At 51.9% G+C, this 22,179-nt stretch carries 16 protein-coding genes, 2 tRNA genes, 2 rRNA genes and 4 pseudogenes; 12 read left to right on the forward strand and 12 right to left on the reverse strand.

Annotated features, from left to right (window positions below):
- Window positions 1–55 precede the first annotated feature (55 nt).
- The 4 genes from MN084_RS18410 to MN084_RS18425 all read right to left on the reverse strand — a co-directional run bounded on the left by MN084_RS18410 (window position 56) and on the right by MN084_RS18425 (window position 5,024).
- Window positions 56–2,952 (reverse strand): 23S ribosomal RNA (locus MN084_RS18410).
- A 245-nt stretch (window positions 2,953–3,197) separates the two neighbouring features.
- Window positions 3,198–3,273: transfer RNA gene (locus MN084_RS18415), tRNA-Ala, on the reverse strand.
- A 64-nt stretch (window positions 3,274–3,337) separates the two neighbouring features.
- Window positions 3,338–3,414 (reverse strand) — tRNA-Ile (locus tag MN084_RS18420).
- A 65-nt stretch (window positions 3,415–3,479) separates the two neighbouring features.
- Window positions 3,480–5,024, reverse strand: a 16S ribosomal RNA gene (locus tag MN084_RS18425).
- The 16S and 23S rRNA genes sit together here with 2 tRNA genes alongside, the layout of an rRNA operon.
- Window positions 5,025–5,440: 416 nt before the next feature.
- Here MN084_RS18425 and MN084_RS18430 point away from each other — a divergent pair.
- The gene (locus MN084_RS18430) at window positions 5,441–5,770 is read left to right on the forward strand and encodes a hypothetical protein (RefSeq protein ID WP_330178234.1); all 330 of its coding nucleotides are present in this window, start codon (window positions 5,441–5,443) and stop codon (window positions 5,768–5,770) included.
- A 156-nt stretch (window positions 5,771–5,926) separates the two neighbouring features.
- Here the strand turns inward: MN084_RS18430 and polA are convergent, their stop codons facing one another.
- Window positions 5,927–8,632, reverse strand: a complete 2,706-nt coding sequence (gene polA / locus MN084_RS18435; RefSeq protein WP_241085452.1) for a DNA polymerase I — start codon at window positions 8,630–8,632, stop codon at window positions 5,927–5,929.
- Between the two features lie 140 nt (window positions 8,633–8,772).
- Between polA and MN084_RS18440 the strand changes: the two genes are divergently transcribed.
- Both MN084_RS18440 and MN084_RS18445 read left to right on the forward strand, forming a co-directional pair.
- Complete coding sequence (locus MN084_RS18440) at window positions 8,773–9,219, forward strand: hypothetical protein (protein ID WP_330178235.1); 447 nt, start codon at window positions 8,773–8,775, stop codon at window positions 9,217–9,219.
- A complete protein-coding gene (locus MN084_RS18445; RefSeq protein ID WP_320416349.1) occupies window positions 9,206–9,490 on the forward strand; it encodes an HAD hydrolase-like protein in 285 nt (94 codons plus the stop codon). Before MN084_RS18440 ends, MN084_RS18445 begins: the two co-directional genes overlap by 14 nt.
- A gap of 297 nt (window positions 9,491–9,787) precedes the next feature.
- Here MN084_RS18445 and MN084_RS18450 read toward each other — a convergent pair whose 3' ends face one another.
- From MN084_RS18450 to MN084_RS18470, 5 genes and pseudogenes are all read right to left on the reverse strand, one after another.
- Window positions 9,788–10,252 carry a DUF4124 domain-containing protein gene (locus tag MN084_RS18450; protein ID WP_330178236.1) on the reverse strand — a complete coding sequence of 155 codons (465 nt, stop codon included), beginning with the start codon at window positions 10,250–10,252 and terminating at the stop codon, window positions 9,788–9,790.
- A 42-nt stretch (window positions 10,253–10,294) separates the two neighbouring features.
- A complete protein-coding gene (locus MN084_RS18455) occupies window positions 10,295–10,663 on the reverse strand; it encodes a GGDEF domain-containing protein (protein ID WP_241085450.1) in 369 nt (122 codons plus the stop codon).
- A gap of 45 nt (window positions 10,664–10,708) precedes the next feature.
- Window positions 10,709–10,852, reverse strand: coding sequence for a hypothetical protein (locus tag MN084_RS18460; protein ID WP_241085449.1), 144 nt, complete (start codon window positions 10,850–10,852; stop codon window positions 10,709–10,711).
- Window positions 10,853–11,031: 179 nt separating this feature from the next.
- A pseudogene (locus tag MN084_RS18465) lies at window positions 11,032–12,332 on the reverse strand (ammonium transporter).
- A 24-nt stretch (window positions 12,333–12,356) separates the two neighbouring features.
- Window positions 12,357–12,686: a P-II family nitrogen regulator gene (locus MN084_RS18470; RefSeq protein WP_241085448.1), complete on the reverse strand. Its 330-nt coding sequence runs from the start codon at window positions 12,684–12,686 to the stop codon at window positions 12,357–12,359.
- Window positions 12,687–12,969: 283 nt separating this feature from the next.
- On the opposite strand from MN084_RS18470, the gene ubiK reads away from it, so the two are divergent.
- The 3 genes and pseudogenes from ubiK (at window position 12,970) to MN084_RS18485 (ending at window position 16,745) form a co-directional block, all read left to right on the forward strand.
- The gene (gene ubiK, locus MN084_RS18475) at window positions 12,970–13,227 is read left to right on the forward strand and encodes a ubiquinone biosynthesis accessory factor UbiK (protein WP_241085447.1); all 258 of its coding nucleotides are present in this window, start codon (window positions 12,970–12,972) and stop codon (window positions 13,225–13,227) included.
- 163 nt (window positions 13,228–13,390) lie between these two features.
- Window positions 13,391–14,787: pseudogene (locus MN084_RS18480) on the forward strand (YifB family Mg chelatase-like AAA ATPase).
- A gap of 56 nt (window positions 14,788–14,843) precedes the next feature.
- Window positions 14,844–16,745 carry an ATP-binding cassette domain-containing protein gene (locus tag MN084_RS18485; RefSeq protein ID WP_241085446.1) on the forward strand — a complete coding sequence of 634 codons (1,902 nt, stop codon included), beginning with the start codon at window positions 14,844–14,846 and terminating at the stop codon, window positions 16,743–16,745.
- Between the two features lie 7 nt (window positions 16,746–16,752).
- On the opposite strand, the gene MN084_RS18490 is transcribed toward MN084_RS18485, so the two are convergent.
- Window positions 16,753–17,298 carry a DUF1415 domain-containing protein gene (locus MN084_RS18490; RefSeq protein ID WP_241085445.1) on the reverse strand — a complete coding sequence of 182 codons (546 nt, stop codon included), beginning with the start codon at window positions 17,296–17,298 and terminating at the stop codon, window positions 16,753–16,755.
- Between the two features lie 256 nt (window positions 17,299–17,554).
- A pseudogene (locus MN084_RS18495) lies at window positions 17,555–18,327 on the reverse strand (transposase); the annotation flags it as partial.
- Between the two features lie 438 nt (window positions 18,328–18,765).
- Here MN084_RS18495 and MN084_RS18500 point away from each other — a divergent pair.
- From MN084_RS18500 to serB, 6 genes and pseudogenes are all read left to right on the forward strand, one after another.
- Window positions 18,766–19,101 (forward strand): thioredoxin family protein, encoded by a 336-nt coding sequence (locus MN084_RS18500; protein WP_241085444.1) that lies wholly within the window; start codon window positions 18,766–18,768, stop codon window positions 19,099–19,101.
- A complete protein-coding gene (locus MN084_RS18505; RefSeq protein WP_330178238.1) occupies window positions 19,101–19,496 on the forward strand; it encodes a helix-turn-helix domain-containing protein in 396 nt (131 codons plus the stop codon). The genes MN084_RS18500 and MN084_RS18505 overlap by 1 nt, the downstream gene beginning before the upstream one ends.
- A 399-nt stretch (window positions 19,497–19,895) precedes the next feature.
- A pseudogene (locus MN084_RS18510) lies at window positions 19,896–20,258 on the forward strand (IS30 family transposase); the annotation flags it as partial.
- A gap of 74 nt (window positions 20,259–20,332) precedes the next feature.
- Window positions 20,333–20,602 (forward strand): GIY-YIG nuclease family protein, encoded by a 270-nt coding sequence (locus MN084_RS18515; RefSeq protein WP_241085443.1) that lies wholly within the window; start codon window positions 20,333–20,335, stop codon window positions 20,600–20,602.
- Between the two features lie 68 nt (window positions 20,603–20,670).
- The gene (locus tag MN084_RS18520; protein WP_241085442.1) at window positions 20,671–20,952 is read left to right on the forward strand and encodes a YcgL domain-containing protein; all 282 of its coding nucleotides are present in this window, start codon (window positions 20,671–20,673) and stop codon (window positions 20,950–20,952) included.
- 2 nt (window positions 20,953–20,954) lie between these two features.
- A complete protein-coding gene (serB, locus tag MN084_RS18525) occupies window positions 20,955–22,166 on the forward strand; it encodes a phosphoserine phosphatase SerB (RefSeq protein ID WP_241085441.1) in 1,212 nt (403 codons plus the stop codon).
- The last annotated feature ends 13 nt before the right edge of the window (window positions 22,167–22,179 follow it).

Below are 22,179 nucleotides of genomic sequence, written 5' to 3' on the forward strand. Positions count from 1 at the left end.
CTTAGTTATGTTGCGTTCTTAACCAACACCCAACACTAAAGTGTTTGGGTGTTATATGGTCAAGCCTCACGGGCAATTAGTACTGGTTAGCTTCACACATTACTGCGCTTCCACACCCAGCCTATCAACGTGGTAGTCTTCCACGGCCCTTCAGGACTCTCAAGGAGTCAGTGAGATCTAATCTTGGGAGGGGCTTCCCGCTTAGATGCTTTCAGCGGTTATCCTGTCCGAACGTAGCTACCCGGCAATGCCACTGGCGTGACAACCGGAACACCAGAGGTTCGTCCACTCCGGTCCTCTCGTACTAGGAGCAGCTTCCCTCAAATCTCAAACGCCCACGGCAGATAGGGACCGAACTGTCTCACGACGTTCTAAACCCAGCTCGCGTACCACTTTAAATGGCGAACAGCCATACCCTTGGGACCTGCTTCAGCCCCAGGATGTGATGAGCCGACATCGAGGTGCCAAACACCGCCGTCGATATGAACTCTTGGGCGGTATCAGCCTGTTATCCCCGGCGTACCTTTTATCCGTTGAGCGATGGCCCTTCCATTCAGAACCACCGGATCACTATGACCTACTTTCGTACCTGCTCGACATGTCCGTCTCGCAGTCAAGCACCCTTATGCCATTGCACTAAACTCCTGATTTCCGACCAGGATTAGGGTACCTTCGTGCTCCTCCGTTACTCTTTGGGAGGAGACCGCCCCAGTCAAACTACCCACCATACACTGTCCCCAACCCCGATAAGGGGCCTAGGTTAGAACATCAAAACTACCAGGGTGGTATTTCAAGGTTGACTCCACCGAAACTAGCGTTCCAGTTTCAAAGTCTCCCACCTATCCTACACAGGTAGGTCCAATGTTCAGTGCAAAGCTGTAGTAAAGGTGCACGGGGTCTTTCCGTCTAGCCACGGGTACACGGCATCTTAACCGCGATTTCAATTTCACTGAGCCTCTGGTGGAGACAGTGTGGCCGTCGTTACGCCATTCGTGCAGGTCGGAACTTACCCGACAAGGAATTTCGCTACCTTAGGACCGTTATAGTTACGGCCGCCGTTTACCGGGGCTTCGATCAAGAGCTTCGTCCGAAGACTAACCCCATCAATTAACCTTCCGGCACCGGGCAGGCGTCACACCCTATACGTCCTCTTTCGAGTTTGCAGAGTGCTATGTTTTTAGTAAACAGTTGCAGCCACCATTTTATTGCAACCCCCTTCTGCTCCACGAGCAAGTCGCTTCACATACCAGGGGCGTACCTTCTCCCGAAGTTACGGTACCATTTTGCCTAGTTCCTTCACCAGAGTTCTCTCAAGCGCCTTAGAATTTTCATCCCACCCACCTGTGTCGGTTTGGGGTACGGTCTCTTATTACCTGAAGCTTAGAAGATTTTCCTGGAAGCATGGCATCAATCACTTCACATCCCTAAGGATGCTTCGTCATCACGCCTCAGAATTGTGTCCCCGGATTTACCTAAGAACACTTCCTACACGCTTGAACCGGGACAACCAACGCCCGGATGACATAGCCTTCTCCGTCTCTCCATCGCAGTAATAAGAGGTGCAGGAATATTGACCTGCTTCCCATCGATTACGCATCTCTGCCTCATCTTAGGGGCCGACTAACCCTGCGCCGATTAGCGTTGCGCAGGAAACCTTGGGTTTTCGGCGTGGGGGCCTCTCACCCCCATTATCGTTACTCATGTCAGCATTCGCACTTCTGATACCTCCAGCATGCTTTACAACACACCTTCAACGGCTTACAGAACGCTCCTCTACCATGCGTGTAAACACGCATCCGCAGCTTCGGTACACAACTTAAGCCCCGTTAAATCTTCCGCGCAAGCCGACTCGACCAGTGAGCTATTACGCTTTCTTTAAAGGATGGCTGCTTCTAAGCCAACCTCCTGGCTGTCTGGGCCTTCCCACATCGTTTCCCACTGAGTTGTGATTTGGGGACCTTAGCTGGCGGTCTGGGTTGTTTCCCTTTCGACGACGGACGTTAGCACCCGCCGTCTGTCTCCCATGATTGCACTTTGCGGTATTCGGAGTTTGCAACGGGTTGGTAAGTCGGGATGACCCCCTAGCCGTAACAGTGCTCTACCCCCGCAAGTGATACATGAGGCGCTACCTAAATAGCTTTCGAGGAGAACCAGCTATCTCCGGGCTTGATTAGCCTTTCACTCCGATCCACAGCTCATCCCCTCATTTTTCAACATAAGTGGGTTCGGGCCTCCAGCAGGTGTTACCCCGCCTTCACCCTGGCCATGGATAGATCGCCCGGTTTCGGGTCTACTCCCAGCGACTATGACGCCCTATTAAGACTCGGTTTCCCTACGCCTCCCCTATTCGGTTAAGCTTGCCACTGAGAAGTAAGTCGCTGACCCATTATACAAAAGGTACGCAGTCACCCCTCTGAAAGGGCTCCTACTGCTTGTACGCATACGGTTTCAGGTTCTATTTCACTCCCCTAAAAGGGGTTCTTTTCGCCTTTCCCTCACGGTACTGGTTCACTATCGGTCGGTAAGGAGTATTTAGCCTTGGAGGATGGTCCCCCCATGTTCAGACAGGATATCACGTGTCCCGCCCTACTCAATTTCACTGCTGAGTCGTTTTCGTGTACGGGGCTATCACCCTGTATCGCCAAACTTTCCAGATTGTTCCACTAACTCATCAACAGCTTAAGGGCTAATCCCCGTTCGCTCGCCGCTACTAAGGGAATCTCGGTTGATTTCTTTTCCTCCGGGTACTTAGATGTTTCAGTTCTCCGGGTTTGCCTCGCTAACCTATGTATTCAGTTAACAATACCCAGCTTACACTGGGTGGGTTTCCCCATTCGGAAATCTCCGGATCAAAGTCTGTTTGCTGACTCCCCGAAGCTTATCGCAAGCCACAACGTCCTTCATCGCCTCTTACCGCCTAGGCATCCACCATATGCGCTTATTCACTTGACCATATAACCCCAAAAACTCTGGAGTTACGCTGGTATTGGTCACTTTGTTCGAATGCAACATACCCGCATATTCATTTATTGAGAATTTGAATATGCTATAAGTTCGTCCACAGTCACACGATAAATCGCGCTTCTATTAGGACTTCACCTATCTACAATCTAAACCATATTGTTAAAGAGCAGCACTTTGTTAAATACAAAGTGTTGAACCTAAAGGTTCAACACTTTGAACTCATGGACAAAAAATGGTGGAGCCAGGGAGGATCGAACTCCCGACCTCCTGCGTGCAAGGCAGGCGCTCTCCCAGCTGAGCTATGGCCCCGATAAGCCTTTAGTTTTCCTTCCCCATCCATCACCTTCGACAGCTGAAAAAAGTTCACCTCAAATGGTGGGTCTGGGTGGATTTGAACCACCGACCTCACCCTTATCAGGGGTGCGCTCTAACCAACTGAGCTACAGACCCATGTCCGTGCTTTCTGATTAGGTAATTTGTGTGGGTACTCCGAAAGCGCTTAATCAGCTTTCTTTAAAGGAGGTGATCCAGCCCCAGGTTCCCCTAGGGCTACCTTGTTACGACTTCACCCCAGTCATGAATCACAAAGTGGTGAGCGTCCTCCCGAAGGTTAGACTACCCACTTCTTTTGCAACCCACTCCCATGGTGTGACGGGCGGTGTGTACAAGGCCCGGGAACGTATTCACCGCGACATTCTGATTCGCGATTACTAGCGATTCCGACTTCATGGAGTCGAGTTGCAGACTCCAATCCGGACTACGACCGGCTTTATGAGATTCGCTCACCCTCACGAGGTTGCAGCCCTCTGTACCGGCCATTGTAGCACGTGTGTAGCCCAGCTCATAAGGGCCATGATGACTTGACGTCATCCCCACCTTCCTCCGGTTTATCACCGGCAGTCTCCCTAGAGTTCCCGCCATTACGCGCTGGCAACTAAGGACAAGGGTTGCGCTCGTTACGGGACTTAACCCAACATCTCACGACACGAGCTGACGACAGCCATGCAGCACCTGTCACTGCGTTCCCGAAGGCACCTTTCTATCTCTAGAAAGTTCGCAGGATGTCAAGAGCTGGTAAGGTTCTTCGCGTTGCATCGAATTAAACCACATGCTCCACCGCTTGTGCGGGCCCCCGTCAATTCCTTTGAGTTTTAACCTTGCGGCCGTACTCCCCAGGCGGTCAACTTATTGCGTTAGCTGCGCCACTAAAGACAATTAAAGCCCCCAACGGCTAGTTGACATCGTTTACAGCGTGGACTACCAGGGTATCTAATCCTGTTTGCTACCCACGCTTTCGTACCTCAGCGTCAGTATTGGTCCAGGAAGCCGCCTTCGCCACTGGTGTTCCTCCGGATATCTACGCATTTCACCGCTACACCCGGAATTCCACTTCCCTCTACCATACTCTAGCCTGCTAGTATCAAATGCAATTCCCAGGTTGAGCCCGGGGCTTTCACACCTGACTGAACAAGCCGCCTACGCACGCTTTACGCCCAGTAATTCCGATTAACGCTCGCACCCCCTGTATTACCGCGGCTGCTGGCACAGGGTTAGCCGGTGCTTCTTCTAAAGTTAACGTCAATACCCGAGAGTATTAATCCCAAGCTTTTCTTCACAATTGAAAGTGCCTTACAACCCGCAGGCCTTCTTCACACACGCGGTATTGCTGGATCAGGGTTGCCCCCATTGTCCAATATTCCCCACTGCTGCCTCCCGTAGGAGTCTGGGCCGTGTCTCAGTCCCAGTGTGGCTGATCGTCCTCTCAGACCAGCTACGGATCGTCGCCTTGGTGAGCCATTACCTCACCAACTAGCTAATCCGACGCAGGCTCATCTAATAGCGCAAGGTCCGAAGATCCCCTGCTTTCCCCCATAGGGCGTATGCGGTATTAGCCCGAGTTTCCTCGGGTTGTCCCCCACTACTAGGCAGATTCCTACGCGTTACTCACCCGTCCGCCACTCGTCAGCAGGAGAGCAAGCTCTCCTCTGTTACCGTTCGACTTGCATGTGTTAAGCATACCGCCAGCGTTCAATCTGAGCCAGGATCAAACTCTTCACTTTTAAGTTTGAACAGTCTCTATGTAAGATGAGACCAAATCTCAGCTCGACTAATCACTATCGAAATTTTTTGGAATTGATAGATGCTTCGTCGATATTAATGGCCTTTCAAGCCGCCAACGGAGCACCCACACAAATTACCTAACCTGATTGTTAAAGAGCGGATCGAACCTATCGCCCGACCGAGACGGGCAAGTGTAACCAGCCTATCTTTATGCCGTCAACACCTCCGTGCTTCAGACTGCCGCTTGGCGTTTCCGGCCAAGCCGTTCTCCCCAAAGCGAGGCGCGTATTCTACGCAATTATTTATCCCCGTCAAGCGCTTTTATGAATCTTTTCTTAACACACCACAAATCAGACTCCTAATCATCACCAGACACGAATGGCACTAAGCTAAGCCCCTAATGAGACAATGGGGAGTGAAAAATAACACCTTGTACCTGCCTCGATTTATCCGTCAGAAATTAGCAGAGGAAAAAGCGCAAATCCGGCGCCATACAATCAGTCAGTTGGGCGATTTCTTCGGTAGCTTCATTCCACTCAAGGTGCTGGAGGTGAACGGATCCGGCAATTTTAGCCGCCATCGGTTGTTCAGCAAGAAAAATACATTTCGGGCCTTCTTTTCCCAAATACTGAATGCCGACAGAGGCTGTCAGGAAATAGTGCGTAAGGTCCAGGCTTTCGCCGCCAAGCGATCTTTATCCATACCCTCAGCCGCCTATCTTTGGCTACTGTCAGGCCCACAATAAGCTTGGGCAAAGCGGCCCGGCATGAATGCCGTGACTAGGCCACTTGGGGAGAAGTGACCTCCACGTCAGCTGACGCTTATTGAATAATGGCCGGGCAAAATCAAAAGAGTTCACGGAAACTCGACTTTTCGGATTCTGATGCATTTTTGATCTGGATTAGTGGGCCTCATCCCAGTTATCACCTATACCCACCTCTACCAACAATGGCACTTTCAGTTCAGCAGCTGCCTCCATAAAACCGCGTATCCGGTCACAACAAGGCGCCAGTTGATCTTCCCTGACCTCGAACACCAACTCATCATGCACCTGCATGATCATGTGCAGAGGGGGGAATTCCTGCTGAATCCAGCCATCCACAGCCAACATGGCGCGTTTTATGATATCCGATGCCGTGCCCTGCATCGGGGCATTGATGGCCGTGCGTTCAGCCGCAGCCCTGCGTTGCCCGTTGCGCGCATTGATCTCCGGCAAATAGAGGCGGCGACCGAATACTGTCTCTACATAGCCTTTATCATGGGCATCTTCCCGGGTCCGGTCCATAAAGGCCGTCACTCCCGGATAACGGTTAAAATAGAGATCCACATACTCTTGTGCAACGCCCCGGGGAATTCCCAGCTGCTTGGCCAGACCAAAGGCCGACATGCCATAGATCAACCCAAAGTTGATCGCCTTGGCAGAGCGGCGCTGGTCATTGGTCACCTGATCCGGCGAGGCAACGCCAAACACCTCAGCCGCGGTAGCTCGATGGATATCCACCCCTTCAGAAAACGCCCTTAACAGCCCCTCATCCTCAGACAGATGGGCTATGATGCGCAGCTCGATCTGAGAGTAGTCGGCAGCCACCATCCGGTACCCATGCTCGGGGATAAATGCCTGTCGAATGCGTCGTCCGTCATCACTTCGTACCGGGATATTCTGTAGGTTGGGATCGGATGAGCTGAGTCGGCCGGTCGCCGCTACCGCCTGATGATAGGAGGTATGTACCCGGCCACTCACAGAATCGACCATCAACGGCAGTTTATCAGTATAGGTCGATTTCAATTTGGACAGTCCGCGATGCTGTAGAATCAGTGCCGGCAGTTCGTGACCGCAATCAGCCAACTCCTGTAGTACCGGTTCTGCCGTGGAGGGAGCCCCTTTGGGGGTTTTTGAGATAACCGGCAACTCCAATTCTTCAAAGAAGATCTGTCCGATCTGCTTTGGCGACCCCATATTGAAGGGTCGGCCAGCCATCTCATAGGCCTGTTGCTCCAGATCGTGCATCCGCCCTGCAAGCTCCCGGCTCTGCCCCACCAGCATGGCAGCATCAATCCGAACACCTGTCCGCTCGATCCGCGACAACACCGGGACAAGAGGGATCTCCAGCTCTTCCAACAGCTTAGTCAGTAATGGCTCACTCTCCAGTTTTGGCCAGATGGCCTGGTGCAGTCTCAGGGTAATATCCGCATCTTCAGCCGCATAGGGACCGGCCTCTTCCAGAGGCACCTGATCAAAGGTCAACCGCTTGGCGCCTTTACCAGCTACCTCTTCATATTTTACAGTTTTTATACCGAGGTACTTCTGCGCCAGAGAGTCCATATCATGGCGGGTCGCGGTAGAGTCCAGCACATAGGACTCCAGCATGGTGTCATAGGCGATACCCTGCAGTTCAATACCGTAACGTGCCAGGACACTCATATCATATTTGAGATTCTGCCCCACTTTGAGTTGAGCGGAATCTTCCAACAACGGCCTGAGCGCTTCCAGGACCCAGACACGGTCCAGCTGTTCAGGGGCACCGGGGTAATTGTGTGCTACCGGCACATAGGCCGCTTCCCCAGGCTCCACAGAGAAAGAGACACCGACAATCTCCGCCTGCATATAGTCAAGGCTGGTAGTCTCTGTATCAAAGGCAAAATAGTCGGCTTCACTCAACCGCTCCAGCCACTGCTGAAATTTCTCTTTATCAAACAGAATCTCATATTTCACTTCGGGTGGAGGCGCCGTTTCCGCGACATTCTCGTCTGGCATCTGATCCAGTGAGGCAAGCAGGCGGCTGGACTCCATGCGGCTGTATAGCTCCATCAGGCGCTGGCGATCCGGCTCACCGGGTTTCAACTCATTCGGCGACTGTTCCAACTCAAGATCGAGGCGAATGGTGGTCAACTCCCTGGAGAGCTCAAGCTGCTCCAGATTCTCCCGCAGATACTCTCCCACCTTGCCCTTGATCTCATCTGCATGGGCAACCAGTTGATCCACACTACCGTATTGCCCCAGCCACTTTGCAGCCGTCTTGGGGCCGCATTTGGGTACGCCAGGGATATTATCCGAAGCATCTCCCACCAAGGCCAGATAGTCGATAATCTGCTCCGACGTCACACCAAATTTTTCAACCACCCCCGCTGGGTCCATCAGCTGGTTATTCATTGTGTTGATCAGTGCGACCTGGCCATCCACCAGCTGGGCAAGATCCTTATCACCGGTGGAGATCAGTGTGTTCATATTCAGCTTAGAGGCTTGGGTTGCCAGAGTGCCGATCACATCGTCGGCCTCTACTCCGGGCACCATCAACAGGGGTAGTCCCAGTGCCTCAACAATCCGGTGCAGCGGCTCAATCTGCTCGCGCAGATCATCCGGCATGGGTGGGCGGTTGGCCTTGTACTGGTCATAGAGCTGATTACGAAAGCTGCCACCAGGAGCATCAAACACCACGGCCATATAGTCAGGTTTATACTCTGCAATCAGCTTACTCAGCATATTGATCACACCCACAATCGCGCCGGTCGCCTCTCCCTTTGAATTGGTCAGGGGAGGTAGTGCATGGTAGGCACGAAAAAGATAGGAGGAACCATCAACCAGGATAAAAGGGGGGTTTGAAGCCATCGAATCTTATGTCACCGCTGAGCTGTTTAATAGCGCAGGATACCTCATGCACGGATACTCTAACAAGGCAGTTGACGGGCTCAGAACTACTGTCTGATTCAGATTGAAGCAAATCTGTTCTATCCTTGACGGTAATCTGAATGAACAATACTTCTCAGGAAAATTCCTATGTCACTGACACTTGCATTCGATATCTACGGCACTCTTATCGATACTGCGATACTGCCGGCATCGTTGACAAACTGCATCAACTGATGGGGAATCAAGCACCGCTATTCTCTGCCCGCTGGCGGGAAAAACAGCTAGAATATTCGTTTCGCCGCGGCCTGATGAAAACCTATGCCGATTTTTCAGTCTGCACCCAGGATGCTTTGAACCACACCTGCATGGCACTTCAGCAACCACTGTCAGATGCCGAAAAGCAGTCACTGCTGGAAGCCTACCGCAGATTGCCGGCTTTTCCCGGCACATCCGAGGCATTGCAATTCCTACAAGCCTCTGGCTACAGACTTTACGCCTTTTCGAACGGGCTCCCATCCGATCTTGATGAACTGCTTGAAAATACCGCTCTGAATGGTTTTTTTTAAGGATATTGTCAGCGGCCATGAGATCAAAAGCTTTAAACCCGGCCAGGCGGTCTATCACCATTTTATGGAACGAGCCAACGCTGAAGCTTCGGCCAGCTGGCTGATCTCCAGCAATCCTTTTGACGTACTGGGTTCCATGGCAAGCGGAATGAACGCAGCCTGGATAAAAAGAGATGATGGCAGTCTGTTTGACCCTTGGGGAGAGCGCCCGACGGTAACCATCACATCCCTTTTGGAGCTACACTCCATACTGGAAAAACGGGATTGTTAGTGGCTGCCCATAAATTGTTGAATAGGAACGCAGAGAAGCACAGGGTTCGCAGATGTTTTTTATTTTTCAATACGTCAATACGTCAATACGTGATCATGAGATGTTTCGATAACACCGTGCAGATATTTACGAGAAGGTATGGCGATACCAGTCCTAAGCGCGGTCGCTGCATCATCTCATGCATGTACTCTGAATGGGAGCACAAAGAAAATAAAATATCCCCCTGTGGTCTCTGTGATCTCTGCGTTCCTTTTTTATAATATCGAAATAAGCGGCAAAGCAACCTGAGACAGCGCATCAGATGGCACTATTCACACCAGTACTCCACGGCGGCACGCGCCTAGTTGGTGGACACTTCACGCTCTTCGAATGAGAAGACCCGTCGCTTGCCACCCGCCAATGGCTCGTAGAAGCTGGAAGCACCAAGGATATTTTCAACTCATCTCCGGCATTGATGCAGTTTATTTCACGCTTGCACGCCTCTGCTCTTTTTTTCGCCATCGCCTCCTGCTTGGCTGCCCGCTCTTCGCCGTACACCTGCAACATTTTCCTGCGCAGATCCTTGCTCTCTTCTGCACTTTGTGGGGATGATCCGCCGTTATTTTCCGGTGACTTCTTAATCTTCACCTCGCTGGAGTCCTTGTGCATCGACGGCCTGTCACCAAAATGGACATTTCCATCGTCATCCACCCACTTGTAAACACCTGCATTGGCGCTATAAACAGCACTGCATAAAAGCAACACCACAACACGCCTGAACAACCGGGCCCGAGCTATCCTAATCAGAAACATACTGTATTTCCTTTACTCAGGTTCGAACAATGCGGCCTTCTCATCCTTACTGATCTGCTCTTTGGGTCTGATCTTCTCCAGGTCAGGATGTGCAATCCAGTTACGCCCCGCCTCTTTTATAAAAGCCTCGGCGGGAAGCTTACTCTCTTTTTCATATAGACGCTGGCGCCCATACTCGCGGTAACAGACAGTCGCTTGTATTGCGCGGGGAAGAGGGGGACCGGGTAGAATCAAGGCAAACTCTTCTCCACCATAACGGCAGGAAATATCGACACGGCGCAGTAACTGGGTTATCAGATTCGCTGTCTGCTTCAATACCTTGTTACCAGTCTCATGGCCCCAGGTATCGCTGACCGCTTTGAAGTGATCGAGATCAACCATAATCAGGCAGGTTGGCTATCCCGTTCACCGGATACGCTCCAACTCCTATTCAAGAACCAGAGAAAAATGGCGGTAGTTATACAATCCGGTCAAAGTATCAGTATAGACCAGCTCTGACAGCTCTTCAGTGCGGGCACGCAGTAGCATCAGCTCATCAATATACTGACACTCACGCTCACCCCCGGACACACCAGTTTTATCAAACCCCCTTTCCCCATTGATACAGCAGAGACTCAGTTTTATAATTAAATGAACTTACTGAGAACTTACCAGCTACCACTTTAAAGCACAGATTCTACGGATTATCGTAACAAAGAAGCCAAAAAAACGGGCGCCTTGGCGCCCGTTTTTTCTGTTGCGGATTACCCTTACATAGCGGAACCCTTGGATCCGACAAATTCAGGATAGGCTTCCATGCCGCACTCACCGATATCCACGCCTTCGTACTCTTCCTCTTCGCTGACACGGATACCCATAACGACCTTGATGATCGACCAGACGATAAGGCTGGTACCTAAAGACCCAGGCAAAGATAGTCAGGAGGCCGACAAGCTGACCGACAAAACCCGCACCATCATTAGTCAGAGGCACAGCCATCAGGCCCCACATACCTACGACGCCGTGAACCGATATAGCACCGATCGGATCATCAATCCTTAGTTTATCCAGAGCAACAATGGAGAAGACTACCAGCGCACCACCGGCAGCACCGATCAGAGTTGTAGCCAATGGGGTTGGTGTTGAAGGCTCAGCAGTAATGGCGACAAAACCCGCAAGAGCGCCATTGAGCGCCATGGTCAAATCCGCCTTACTGAACAGCATGCGAGCGATCAACAGAGCGGCAATCAGACCACCTGCAGCGGCAGCATTGGTATTCAGGAATACCATAGCAACCGAGTTGGCGCTGACCACATCACCCAGCTTCAACACAGAACCGCCGTTGAAACCGAACCACCCCATCCACAGAATGAAGGTACCCAGAGTCGCCATCGGCAGGTTGGCACCAGGAATCGGGCGAATCTCTCCATTCGGACCATACTTGCCCTTTCTGGCACCCAGCAGCAGTACACCAGCCAAAGCAGCGGAAGCACCGGCTAAGTGAACGATGCCGGAACCGGCAAAGTCGGAGAAGCCAAAGTCATCACCCAGGCTGAACATACCGAATACCGAGGCACCACCCCAGGTCCATGCACCTTCCATCGGGTAGATGAACGCGGTCATTACCACCGCAAACAGCGCAAAGGCCCAAAGTTTCATGCGCTCAGCCACAGCACCGGATACGATGGACATTGCGGTTGCAACAAAGACAACCTGGAAGAAAAAGTCCGATGCGTCCGAATAGACTGAATCACCACCAAAGCCAGCTTCAGCGGAAGCGGCCAGCACGCTGGCGGTCAGGGCATCAGCATTCTCTGCTCCATCGAGCGCAATGCCGTTCAGGAATAACCCGCCGCCATACATAACGTCGTAGCCGACAATCAGGTAAGCGGTACAGGCAATGGCATACAACATGACATTCTTAGTCAGAATTTCTGTTGTATTTTTCGACCTGACCAGCCCAGCCTCAAGCATGGAGAAGCCTGCCGCCATCCACATCACCAACGCACCCATTACCAGAAAGTAAAAGGTATCAATAGCGTACTGTAAATTCAAAAATCTGATTTTCCATCTTATTAATTCCCCCGTTTAACCCTTATAGTGCTTCATCACCAGACTCACCGGTTCGGATACGAACCACTTGGTCCAGATCTGAAACAAATATTTTTCCATCGCCGATCTTGCTGGTCTTAGCTGCGTCTGCGATCACCTGATCGACCTGATCGGAGCTAATAGCCACCTCGACTTTGATCTTGGGAAGAAAATCGACCACGTACTCTGCGCCACGATAAAGCTCGGTATGGCCCTTTTGCCGGCCGAACCCTTTTACTTCAACCACGGTGATACCAGAGACACCGGTTTCGGATATTGCCTCCCGGACATCATCCAGCTTGAAAGGCTTGATAATTGCGGTAACCAGTTTCATTAATTTGTTCTCCTGCTGAAAATGAGTTTGTTAACCTTAAAATCCATTTCGGACCATGATCCACTGATCCGACATACACTCCACTAAGCAGCTCTCATGCCAACATCTGTATTAACTTATAATTCAATTAGTTAATACAGATCACCCTCGCCATGGAAATAACCGTCCGCACCACAAAGAGGCGCGCCGCACGGGTACTACCCGCCCCATCCCAGTGCATAAACAGGCCAGTGACCTGCAATAGATGCTGGACAACCGGAGCAGGCGCAGATAAGGTCCGGCTATGATTGATCCAAAGTTATTTGATGACATTGCCAAACGCATCTCCAACAGCGTTCCCGCCGGCCTGCAACTCCTGCAAAACGACCTGCAGAAGAACCTGCGGTCAGCTATGGAAGCCGGCCTTAGCCACCTGGACCTGGTTACCCGGGAAGAGTTTGAAATCCAGACCGCGGTACTGGCGCGTACCCGGGAAAAGCTGGAAGCACTGTCAACACAAATTGCAGTATTAGAGAAAGAGCTACAGGCACGGAAAGCCTGAGTCAGAACCAAACAAACTAAGGTAGTCTCCACCAAGGAAGGTGAACATGCCCCTGGCAATCCTCTATAGCCGTGCCCGCGCGGGCATCAATGCCCCACTGGTAACCGTTGAAGTGCATCTCGCCAACGGCCTGCCTGCCCTCTCAATTGTCGGCCTTCCGGAAATGGCGGTTAGAGAGAGTAAAGACCGGGTGCGCAGCGCACTCCTCAACTCCCACTTCGAATTTCCTGCCCGACGCATCACCATCAATCTGGCCCCGGCGGATCTGCCAAAAGAGGGGGACGGTTCGATCTGGCCATCGCCCTCGGCATACTGGCCGCCTCCGGCCAGATCCCCCAGCAACCACTGGCCGGTTATGAATTCATCGGTGAACTGGCACTCTCCGGCGAACTCCGGCCAATCAAAGGGGTACTGCCTGTCGCACTGGCGGCACGGGATGCGGGACGCGCATTGATCGTTCCTAAAGAATCTGCTGCCGAAGCCGCACTGGTGGAGGGGATCTCCATCTACCCAGCGGAACACCTGCTGGATGTATCCAGACAGCTGATTGAAGGTAATCATCTGGCAACCTATAAAAGAGCCAACATAAATCCCAACAGAGTGGTGCTCCCTGATCTTTCAGAGGTTCGTGGACAACCGCATGCCAAGCGCGCGTTGGTGATTGCCGCTGCAGGCTGTCACAATCTGCTGATGATCGGCCCTCCGGGAACCGGCAAATCAATGCTTGCAAGCCGACTCCCCGGCATCCTCCCCGACATGACGGAAGCCGAAGCACTGGAGAGCGCGGCTATTTTATCTATCAGCAACCAGGGATTCACCGCCCGCGAATGGCGAAAACGCCCGTTCCGAACCCCTCACCACACCGCCTCCGGAGTGGCCTTGGCAGGTGGCGGAAGCAACCCCCGCCCGGGAGAGATATCTCTGGCTCACAATGGCGTCATGTTTCTTGATGAGTTGCCAGAATTTGACCGGAAAGCGCTGGAGATATTGAGAGAGCCGCTGGAGACAGGGCGTATCACCATCTCAAGAGCGGCCCGTCAGGAGGTATTCCCCTCCCGCTTTCAACTGATCACTGCGATGAACCCCTGTCCCTGCGGTTACTTCGGGGATACCGGCAGAGAAGATGGCTGCCGCTGTACTGCTGATCAGGTAGCCCGTTACCGCAACCGTATATCGGGACCCCTGCTCGATCGTATCGACATGCATATAGAGGTGCCGGTGCTGCCTGCCGGGATATTAAGCAAAAGAGAACCGGAGGAGGCGGAAACCAGCGCCCAGATTAGACAACGGGTTGAAAATGCCAGGCAAAGACAGCTCCAACGCAGCGGCTGCACCAATAGTCGCCTCAGCAGCAAACCGTTGGAATCAGCCTGCATGCTTGCAGACGAGCCCACCCAACTGCTCTTGCACGCTATGGAACGCCTGAGGCTCTCCGCCCGTGCCTACCACCGAATTTTGCGTCTGGCTCTGACCATCGCCGACCTGGAGGCCAGCAACAGCATCCAGCCAAACCAAATCAGCGAAGCCATCAGCTACCGGCGTTTGGACCGGCGGACGTGATAATCGCGTTAATTTGAATTAGTCGAAAAGCGGATTGATTGCTAAACTCCGCCGCCATGCTTAAATTCGATCATCTCAGCTTGCGGCGGGGCACACGTCTGCTCTTCTCCAATGCCAGCTTCACTATCCACCCGGGCCAGCGAGCGGGGCTTACCGGTGCCAACGGCACAGGAAAATCGAGCCTGTTCGCGTTGATCAAGGATGAACTCCATCCTGACGAGGGTGACTGCTACCTGCCAAAGGACTGGGTGATTGCCCACGTCGCCCAGGAGACACCGTCTGACCTGCGTCCCGCCATCGAATATGTACTCGACGGTGATCAGGAGCTAAGGACTGTTGAAGAGAAACTGCGACAGGCTGAGGCCGACGACAAGGGGGAGCGTGTGGCTGAACTGCACGCCCAACTGGAGAGCATAGACGGTTACACCGCCCGTTCCCGGGCATCGCGCCTTGCCCATGGGCTGGGGTTTAAGCCGGGAGAAGAGGAGCGGCCGGTCAACAGCTTCTCCGGTGGCTGGCGCATGCGCCTCAATCTGGCGCGCGCCCTGATGTGCAGATCAGACCTGTTGCTACTGGACGAACCAACCAACCACCTCGATCTGGATGCTGTAATCTGGCTGGAAGAGTGGCTGAAAGCTTGCCAAGGGACGCTGTTACTGATCTCTCATGACCGCGATTTCCTGGATGCAGTTACCACTCATATCGCCCACATTGAACAAGAGTCGGTCATCCTCTACAGCGGCAACTACTCCGCCTTCGAACACATTCGAGCCGAACGTCTGGCCAACCAGCAGGCGGTTTTTGAGAAACAGCAGCGGGAGATTGCACACATCCACAGTTACGTGGAGCGCTTCCGCGCCAAGGCAACCAAGGCCAGGCAGGCCCAGAGCCAGCTTAAGGCGCTGGAGCGTATGGAGCTGATCGCACCGGCCCATGTGGACTCGCCGTTCCATTTCAGCTTCAAGTCACCGGACAAAACCCCCAACCCACTGCTGAGACTGGAGAAGGCATCTGCCGGATACGATCAGACAATCATTATCCAGCAGGCCAATCTGAGCCTCTCTCCAGGTGACCGTGTCGGCCTGCTGGGACCCAACGGTGCCGGCAAATCAACCTTGATAAAACTCCTGGCAGAGGAGCTGACCCCACTGGACGGAGAACGGCTGACAGCTCAAGAGCTGAAGATCGGTTATTTTGCCCAGCATCAGTTGGACCAACTACACTCGGAACACACACCATTGGAGCACTTGTCCCAGCTTGATCCAAAAGCCACCGAGCAATCCCTGAGAAAATACATCGGCGGATTTGGCTTCTCAGGCGAACGCGCCGAGAGTCCAGTCGCGCCTTTTTCCGGTGGAGAGAAGGCCCGTCTGGTGCTGGCCCTGCTGGTCTATCAGCGGCCAAATCTGTTGCTGCTGGATGAGCCCACCAATCATCTGGATCTTGAGATGCGCCATGCCCTGAGCCAGGCACTCCAGGGATTTGACGGCGCGATGGTTCTGGTCTCCCATGATCGCCACCTGCTGCGCACCACCTGCGATCAGCTTCTGCTGGTCAACGATGGCAAAGTGGATGAATTCAAAGGCGATCTTGATGACTATCCCCGCTGGCTGGCGGAGAACCGAATCATCGACCAACCTGAAAAAACTTCAGCTGCAGATAAAACGCACAGCGCAACGTCCCGTAAAGACCGTAAACGCCTGGAGGCTGAACAGCGGCAAAAACTGCAACCACTGCGCAACAAACTAAACAGACTGGAGAGGGAACTGGGGCAGCTGACAGAGAGGCAGTCTGAGCTGGAACACTCCTTGGCGAAACCCGAAAATTATGATGCGGGCAACAAGGTAAAGTTAAAAGAGCTACTCGCTGAAAAAGCGGATATTAACCGCAGCCTCAGCGACACCGAAGAGGCATGGCTCCAGGCAGGCGAGGAGCTGGAAGCGGCCGACGGCAGTTAACTTTTAACTATTGGCATGCAGCCAGCCGCCGCTGCATCTCCACCAAACCCAACTCTCGCAACAGCCGAATGTTACGCCGCGGAATTCCCGCCGGATCGGGGTGTGCGGCAACGGCGGCTTCCAGGTCATCTTCCAGAATCAAATGAAACATAGGGTAAGGCGAACGGTTGGTGTAGTTGGCCGGGTCAGTTTCATCACAGTCAGCAAAACGATAGTCAGGATGAAAGCCGACTATCTGAATTACTCCATGCAAACCTGACTCATCCAGAATCTGCTCCACCAGATCGAAAAAATCATTAAAGTCAGCAAAATCGCTAAGCCCTTTGGAGAGAATCAGGAAGCCTGTGGCAGCCTCGTCTCTGTCCATTAGCTGAAAACGATCCAATGCGCTTATAAGATCCAGGTAGAGTGACTTATCATCCGTTGCATCGGAGACGGTATAATAGATCTTTTCCTGCTCCACCACCGGTGCGGCAAACGGGCAGAGATTCATGGCAACCACAACTTCTTTGATCCAGCGTGTCGTTGCATTGATGACCAGCGCTTCATCCATCGACTCACTCCCGTATTTCCATCGTTGCGACTAAAAAAAACAGCTATCTGCAGCCTAATCATACAGACCTCTCAACACGGAACAACGCCACAGTAGTTACCGATACATGAATAGAATTTATCAGTTATCGAAAATTAATCCTCATTGTTCGGCGACAAAACTGCGCCAAGAATGAAGAATTACTAAATTTTATAATGGAGATTATTCCCTACCTAAAGCTGATGGCCCAAAAAAATAGATCTGACCTGAATGCTACTTACTTAAGCTTTTTTGGGTGCCGTTTCGCCCGAATATTCTCTCGCGCAATAGCCCTGGGTTTGGTAAGTAGCGGGAATTGCCTGGGTCTTCGTTTTATAGCTCGCGGCTCCATACGTCCCGATTGTTTTCCAACCTGTTGCTGTGCAATGAGGATAAAAAGGCCATCAATTTTGTCAATGTCGTAACGACCGCTTTTTTGCCACACAATCCATAGCTGCAAAGCATGCTTGAAGCTAAGTTGTCGAGGAATGATGTCAGCCAGTAATGCCGCCTGAGCCATCAGTAAACGGATCAAGTTGTAAGCCAAAAGATAGACCCACAGCTCTTTTTCCGCCATTTCCGGTGTGCGACAACTTAATGTTTCCATTCCCAGAGTGGTCTTGATGTTGCGTATATCTAACTCTACCTGCCAACGGTTCCGATAGAGTGCCTTCAGGGCGGCTTTGCTCGTACTTTTTGAGCAAAGTAGCGCTGTCACCAGGATCTTACCGCCGGCACGCAACTCCCGCACTTTCAATCTATCGGGGTTTGATCACACTCTGCCTGACTCATCCAGGCGGGTTTGACTTTTGGCTTGCCTATTTCGATAAGATGATCTCGCGGGCCCAGACGCTCTCCCTGGCGAAAATCCGTGCTGCGCCACCGTGAATCATGTTGCTCGAAAACGCCATCCACTCCTTTGGCCTGAAGAGCACACAACAGAAAACAGGTGGCATAAAAAGCATCCCCCAGAAGGAGATCACCAGCGTCCAAGGTACCAAGCATGGTTCTAAAGCCAGAAACATCGATAGTGTCTCTGTTGGCGGAAACAGCCTTTCCCGATGTTCCGGTAGCAATGATTCGACTTGATTGAGAAACTCTGGGCCGGTTAGCCGATTAAAGAAAGCATAGGAATCACTGGCTGTAGCGTAGGTCGTGATACCTTTTTGTTGATGTATGCAGGCGCGTTGATCAGGATGCATTAAGGTTGCTTTCCTGCTTGATGGTTTGGCAATTATCATCTGAACCAGTGAACCAGCCTTTTTTATTCGTTATATCAGCAGATTATTGCTTAAGCTAAGTAGCATTCGGATCTGACCTCTTTTTCAGTACTAGTGCTCCGCCCAATCTGAAAACCGAGGGGCGTATACACCCATGGCCGCTGGTAGGGTCCGCACGCTCGCTTACTTCATTGTGGCCGACGACCAGATCTCTGAATTCGAAGCTACCATGGAATGTAATCTGGCCAGCTCCAATATGGCAGGATACGATTTCGAAATCATCAATGCCCTATTGATCTGGTTTTCCGGCCCTGACTGCAGAATCTGTCATGATCTGAAACCGAAAATTGCCACCCTGATTGCAGAATCCTTTCCCCGCATTACGCTACAGGAGGTGAATTGCTCCCTCAGCCATGAAACCGCGGCACAGTATCAGGTGTTCATCATCCCTACCCTACTAATCTTTTTCGATGGCGCCGAATTCATTCGCAAAAGCCGGAACTGTAGATTCAATGGATTGATGCAACACATTATACTCAATGATCAATTTATGGGGATTATGTGATGGCAAGACTTGGCAGACCTGGACTCACAGATGATCAAAAACAAGAACTATGGTCACGTTGGCGGAAGGGAGAATCACTTAGTGATATAGGCCGTTCCCTCGAAAAACACCCTGCATCAATTTTTGGTGTGCCAAGACTATTTGGAGGGTATTGCCCTTCAGTTCGCAAACGCGCTCAAAATGCTCTCATTCTGGAAGAACGTGAAGAAATATCCAGAGGGCTTTCCGTGGGCTTGTCTTTGCGTCAGATAGCAAGAGACCTTGATCGCTCACCCTCAACCATAAGCAGGGAAATTCAGCGCAATGGGGGAATGAACCGCTATCGTGCAAATATTGCTGATAGTAAAGCTTGGGATCGTGCTCGTAAGCTAAAGCTGTGTAGACTTTCCCAGTGAGATAATCTTCGTAAAATCGTAGCCGATAAGCTTTCAAGAGTGGTCTACTGAGCAGATATCTAGCTGGCTAAAGCGAAATTACCCAGAGAATGAGAGAAGTTACGTGTGTCACACGAAACCATCTACAAAAGCCTATTCATTCAGTCTCGTTGCGTATTGAAAAAAGAGCTTCAAAAACATCTTAGAACGTAAAGAGTCTTTCGGCAGTCCAGGCATAGTAATATTAAAAGGCTACCCAGAAATGGCATTATTGATGGTATTTCCATAATCGCCCACCTGAAATTGAAGACCGGGCCGTCCCTGGCCACTGGGAAGGCGATTTGATCTCAGGTTCTTCCAATACTCATATAGCTACGTTAGTAGAGTGTCACTCGCGATTTACTATGCTCGTTAAAGTCGCAGGGAAAGACACTAATTTCGGTTGTTTCCGCACTCACGAAACAGGTTAAAAAACTTCCAGACAAGCTGGTACAGGCATTAACTTGGGATAGGGGGATGGAGCTTGCCGGTCACAAGAAATTTACTATGGCGACAGATGCAAAAGTCTACTTTTGTGACCCACAAAGTCCATGGCAAAGAGGGACCAATGAAAATACAAATCGGCTATTGAGGCAGTCCTTTCCGAAGAAAACAGACTTATCGATTTACTCTCAGGCACAATTAGATCGCGTGGCGAAAAAACTCAATCAACGACCGAGAAAAACATTGGACTTCGCCACTCCTGCAGATAAACTAAATGATGGTGTTGCATCGACCCCTTGAATCTACAACTTCTCTCTTAAACAATTGCAGATGGAACTGGAACGCCCCTACCATCTTCTGTTCAATTAATCGTGATGCCTGAAGCCACTTGGTATGTCTATATCGTGCGCTGTAGTGATGACACACTCTACACCGGCATCACCACCGACCTGGAGCGGAGAACCCACGAGCACAATCATAGCCCGCAAGGGGCTCGCTACACTCGGGCCAGGCGACCGGTCTGTCTGGTTCACAGTGAACCGGCAGCCAGCCGGTCAGAGGCTTGTCGCCGCGAATGGCAGATCAAACAACTGAAAACAGTTGAAAAAACCTTACTGTTCTCTTCCAGCAACGGGATAACGTAGTTTGGAGCACTAAATTAAGTGCTATTCAGGTTAGAATGGTTTTTTTCGTTTACTTTAAAGAACCACCCATGACCCAGCTCGCAGCAAAATCCGTCAACTGCTGGATTTACCGTAGCAGCAAGAAGCGGGAGATGTACCTCTACCTTGCCGATGAAGATGCTTTTGATCAGCTCCCGGCTGAACTGATGAAGCGCTTTGGTAAACCCTCACTGGTAATGGAGCTGATGCTGCACCCGGGCCGTCCCCTGGCGAGAGAGGATGTCGCGCGGGTGATGGATAGCCTGGAGAGAGAGGGTTATCACCTTCAGCTGCCGCCTAAGCTCGATGTAGAACTCTATCGGGGTGATTGAGTGTGGGTGAAATTATCCTCCTGAATGTTACCGGCAGAGACCATCCCGGCCTCACCGCCGCACTGACAGGAGTACTCGCTGACAATGGTGTCAATATCCTGGATATCGGTCAGGCGGTAATTCACGAGCATCTCTCCCTTGGCATGCTGCTGGAGGTACCACCCGAGTCGCAATCCAGCCCTATACTCAAGGACCTGCTGTTCCAGGCTCACCATCTGGGGCTGCAGATCAACTTTACGCCGATCGCAGAAGCGGAGTATGAACACTGGGTCGGCCTCCAGGGAAAGCAGCGTTATATCGTCACTCTGCTCGGGCGTAAACTCACTGCCCGCAATCTCTCTCACGTTGCCAGGGTGGTCTCCGCCCATGGACTTAATATCGACGGCATAACCCGGCTCTCCGGCCGCTTTTCAATAAAACAGTCCAACCGGCATCGCCGGGCCTGTGTTGAATTTTCAATACGCGGCAAAGCGGATGACCTGGCATCCCTGCGTCAAGACCTGCTGGAGATCAGTAGTACGGATGAAATGGATGTTGCCTTCCAGGCTGATGATCTCTATCGCCGCAACCGACGGCTGATCGTATTTGATATGGACTCCACGCTGATCCAGGTAGAGGTGATCGATGAGCTGGCAAAGGCGGCGGGGGTTGGAAAACAGGTTACCGCCATCACGGAATCCGCCATGAACGGCAAGATCGATTTCAAGGAGAGTTTCAAGCGCCGCATGGCACTGCTCAAAGGGCTTGATGAGACCGTACTCAATAGAATGGCAGAGCAGCTGCCGATAACCGAAGGAGCCGAGCGCCTGATATCCAACCTGAAACGATTGGGCTACCGAGTGGGTATTCTCTCCGGCGGTTTTACCTACTTCGCCCGCCATCTGCAGAAAAAACTGGGCGTGGACTGCGTCTCCGCCAATGAGCTGGATATAAGTAACGGCCAGCTCACAGGTAAAGTTAAGGGCGAGATTGTAGATGGCAATAAAAAAGCCGAACTGCTGCAACAGATGGCATCAGAAATGGGCATCAGCTTGCAGCAGGTGATTGCCGTCGGGGATGGCGCCAACGATCTTCCGATGCTCAGCCTAGCCGGCCTTGGCGTTGCATTTCATGCCAAGCCAGTGGTGCGCGAAAACGCCCGTCACGCCATCTCCACGATGGGGCTTGATGGTATTCTCTATCTGCTTGGGGTACGCGACCGGGAAGTGAACTAATCAGCCTGTACAG

The sequence above is a fragment of the Candidatus Vondammii sp. HM_W22 genome, assembly GCF_022530855.2.
In the GTDB taxonomy this organism is placed as follows: Bacteria; Pseudomonadota; Gammaproteobacteria; order Chromatiales; family Chromatiaceae; genus Vondammii.

Bases quoted from the DNA above. Each gene is read 5' to 3' on its own strand.
- polA (WP_241085452.1), bottom strand. From the start codon at position 8,632: ATGGCTTCAAACCCCCCTTTTATCCTGGTTGATGGTTCCTCCTATCTT.
- MN084_RS18440 (WP_330178235.1), top strand. From the start codon at position 8,773: ATGAACAATACTTCTCAGGAAAATTCCTATGTCACTGACACTTGCATT.
- MN084_RS18445 (WP_320416349.1), top strand. From the start codon at position 9,206: ATGGTTTTTTTTAAGGATATTGTCAGCGGCCATGAGATCAAAAGCTTT.
- MN084_RS18455 (WP_241085450.1), bottom strand. From the start codon at position 10,663: ATGGTTGATCTCGATCACTTCAAAGCGGTCAGCGATACCTGGGGCCAT.
- MN084_RS18470 (WP_241085448.1), bottom strand. From the start codon at position 12,686: ATGAAACTGGTTACCGCAATTATCAAGCCTTTCAAGCTGGATGATGTC.
- ubiK (WP_241085447.1), top strand. From the start codon at position 12,970: ATGATTGATCCAAAGTTATTTGATGACATTGCCAAACGCATCTCCAAC.
- MN084_RS18485 (WP_241085446.1), top strand. From the start codon at position 14,844: ATGCTTAAATTCGATCATCTCAGCTTGCGGCGGGGCACACGTCTGCTC.
- MN084_RS18490 (WP_241085445.1), bottom strand. From the start codon at position 17,298: ATGGATGAAGCGCTGGTCATCAATGCAACGACACGCTGGATCAAAGAA.
- MN084_RS18500 (WP_241085444.1), top strand. From the start codon at position 18,766: ATGGAATGTAATCTGGCCAGCTCCAATATGGCAGGATACGATTTCGAA.
- MN084_RS18505 (WP_330178238.1), top strand. From the start codon at position 19,101: ATGGCAAGACTTGGCAGACCTGGACTCACAGATGATCAAAAACAAGAA.
- MN084_RS18515 (WP_241085443.1), top strand. From the start codon at position 20,333: ATGCCTGAAGCCACTTGGTATGTCTATATCGTGCGCTGTAGTGATGAC.
- MN084_RS18520 (WP_241085442.1), top strand. From the start codon at position 20,671: ATGACCCAGCTCGCAGCAAAATCCGTCAACTGCTGGATTTACCGTAGC.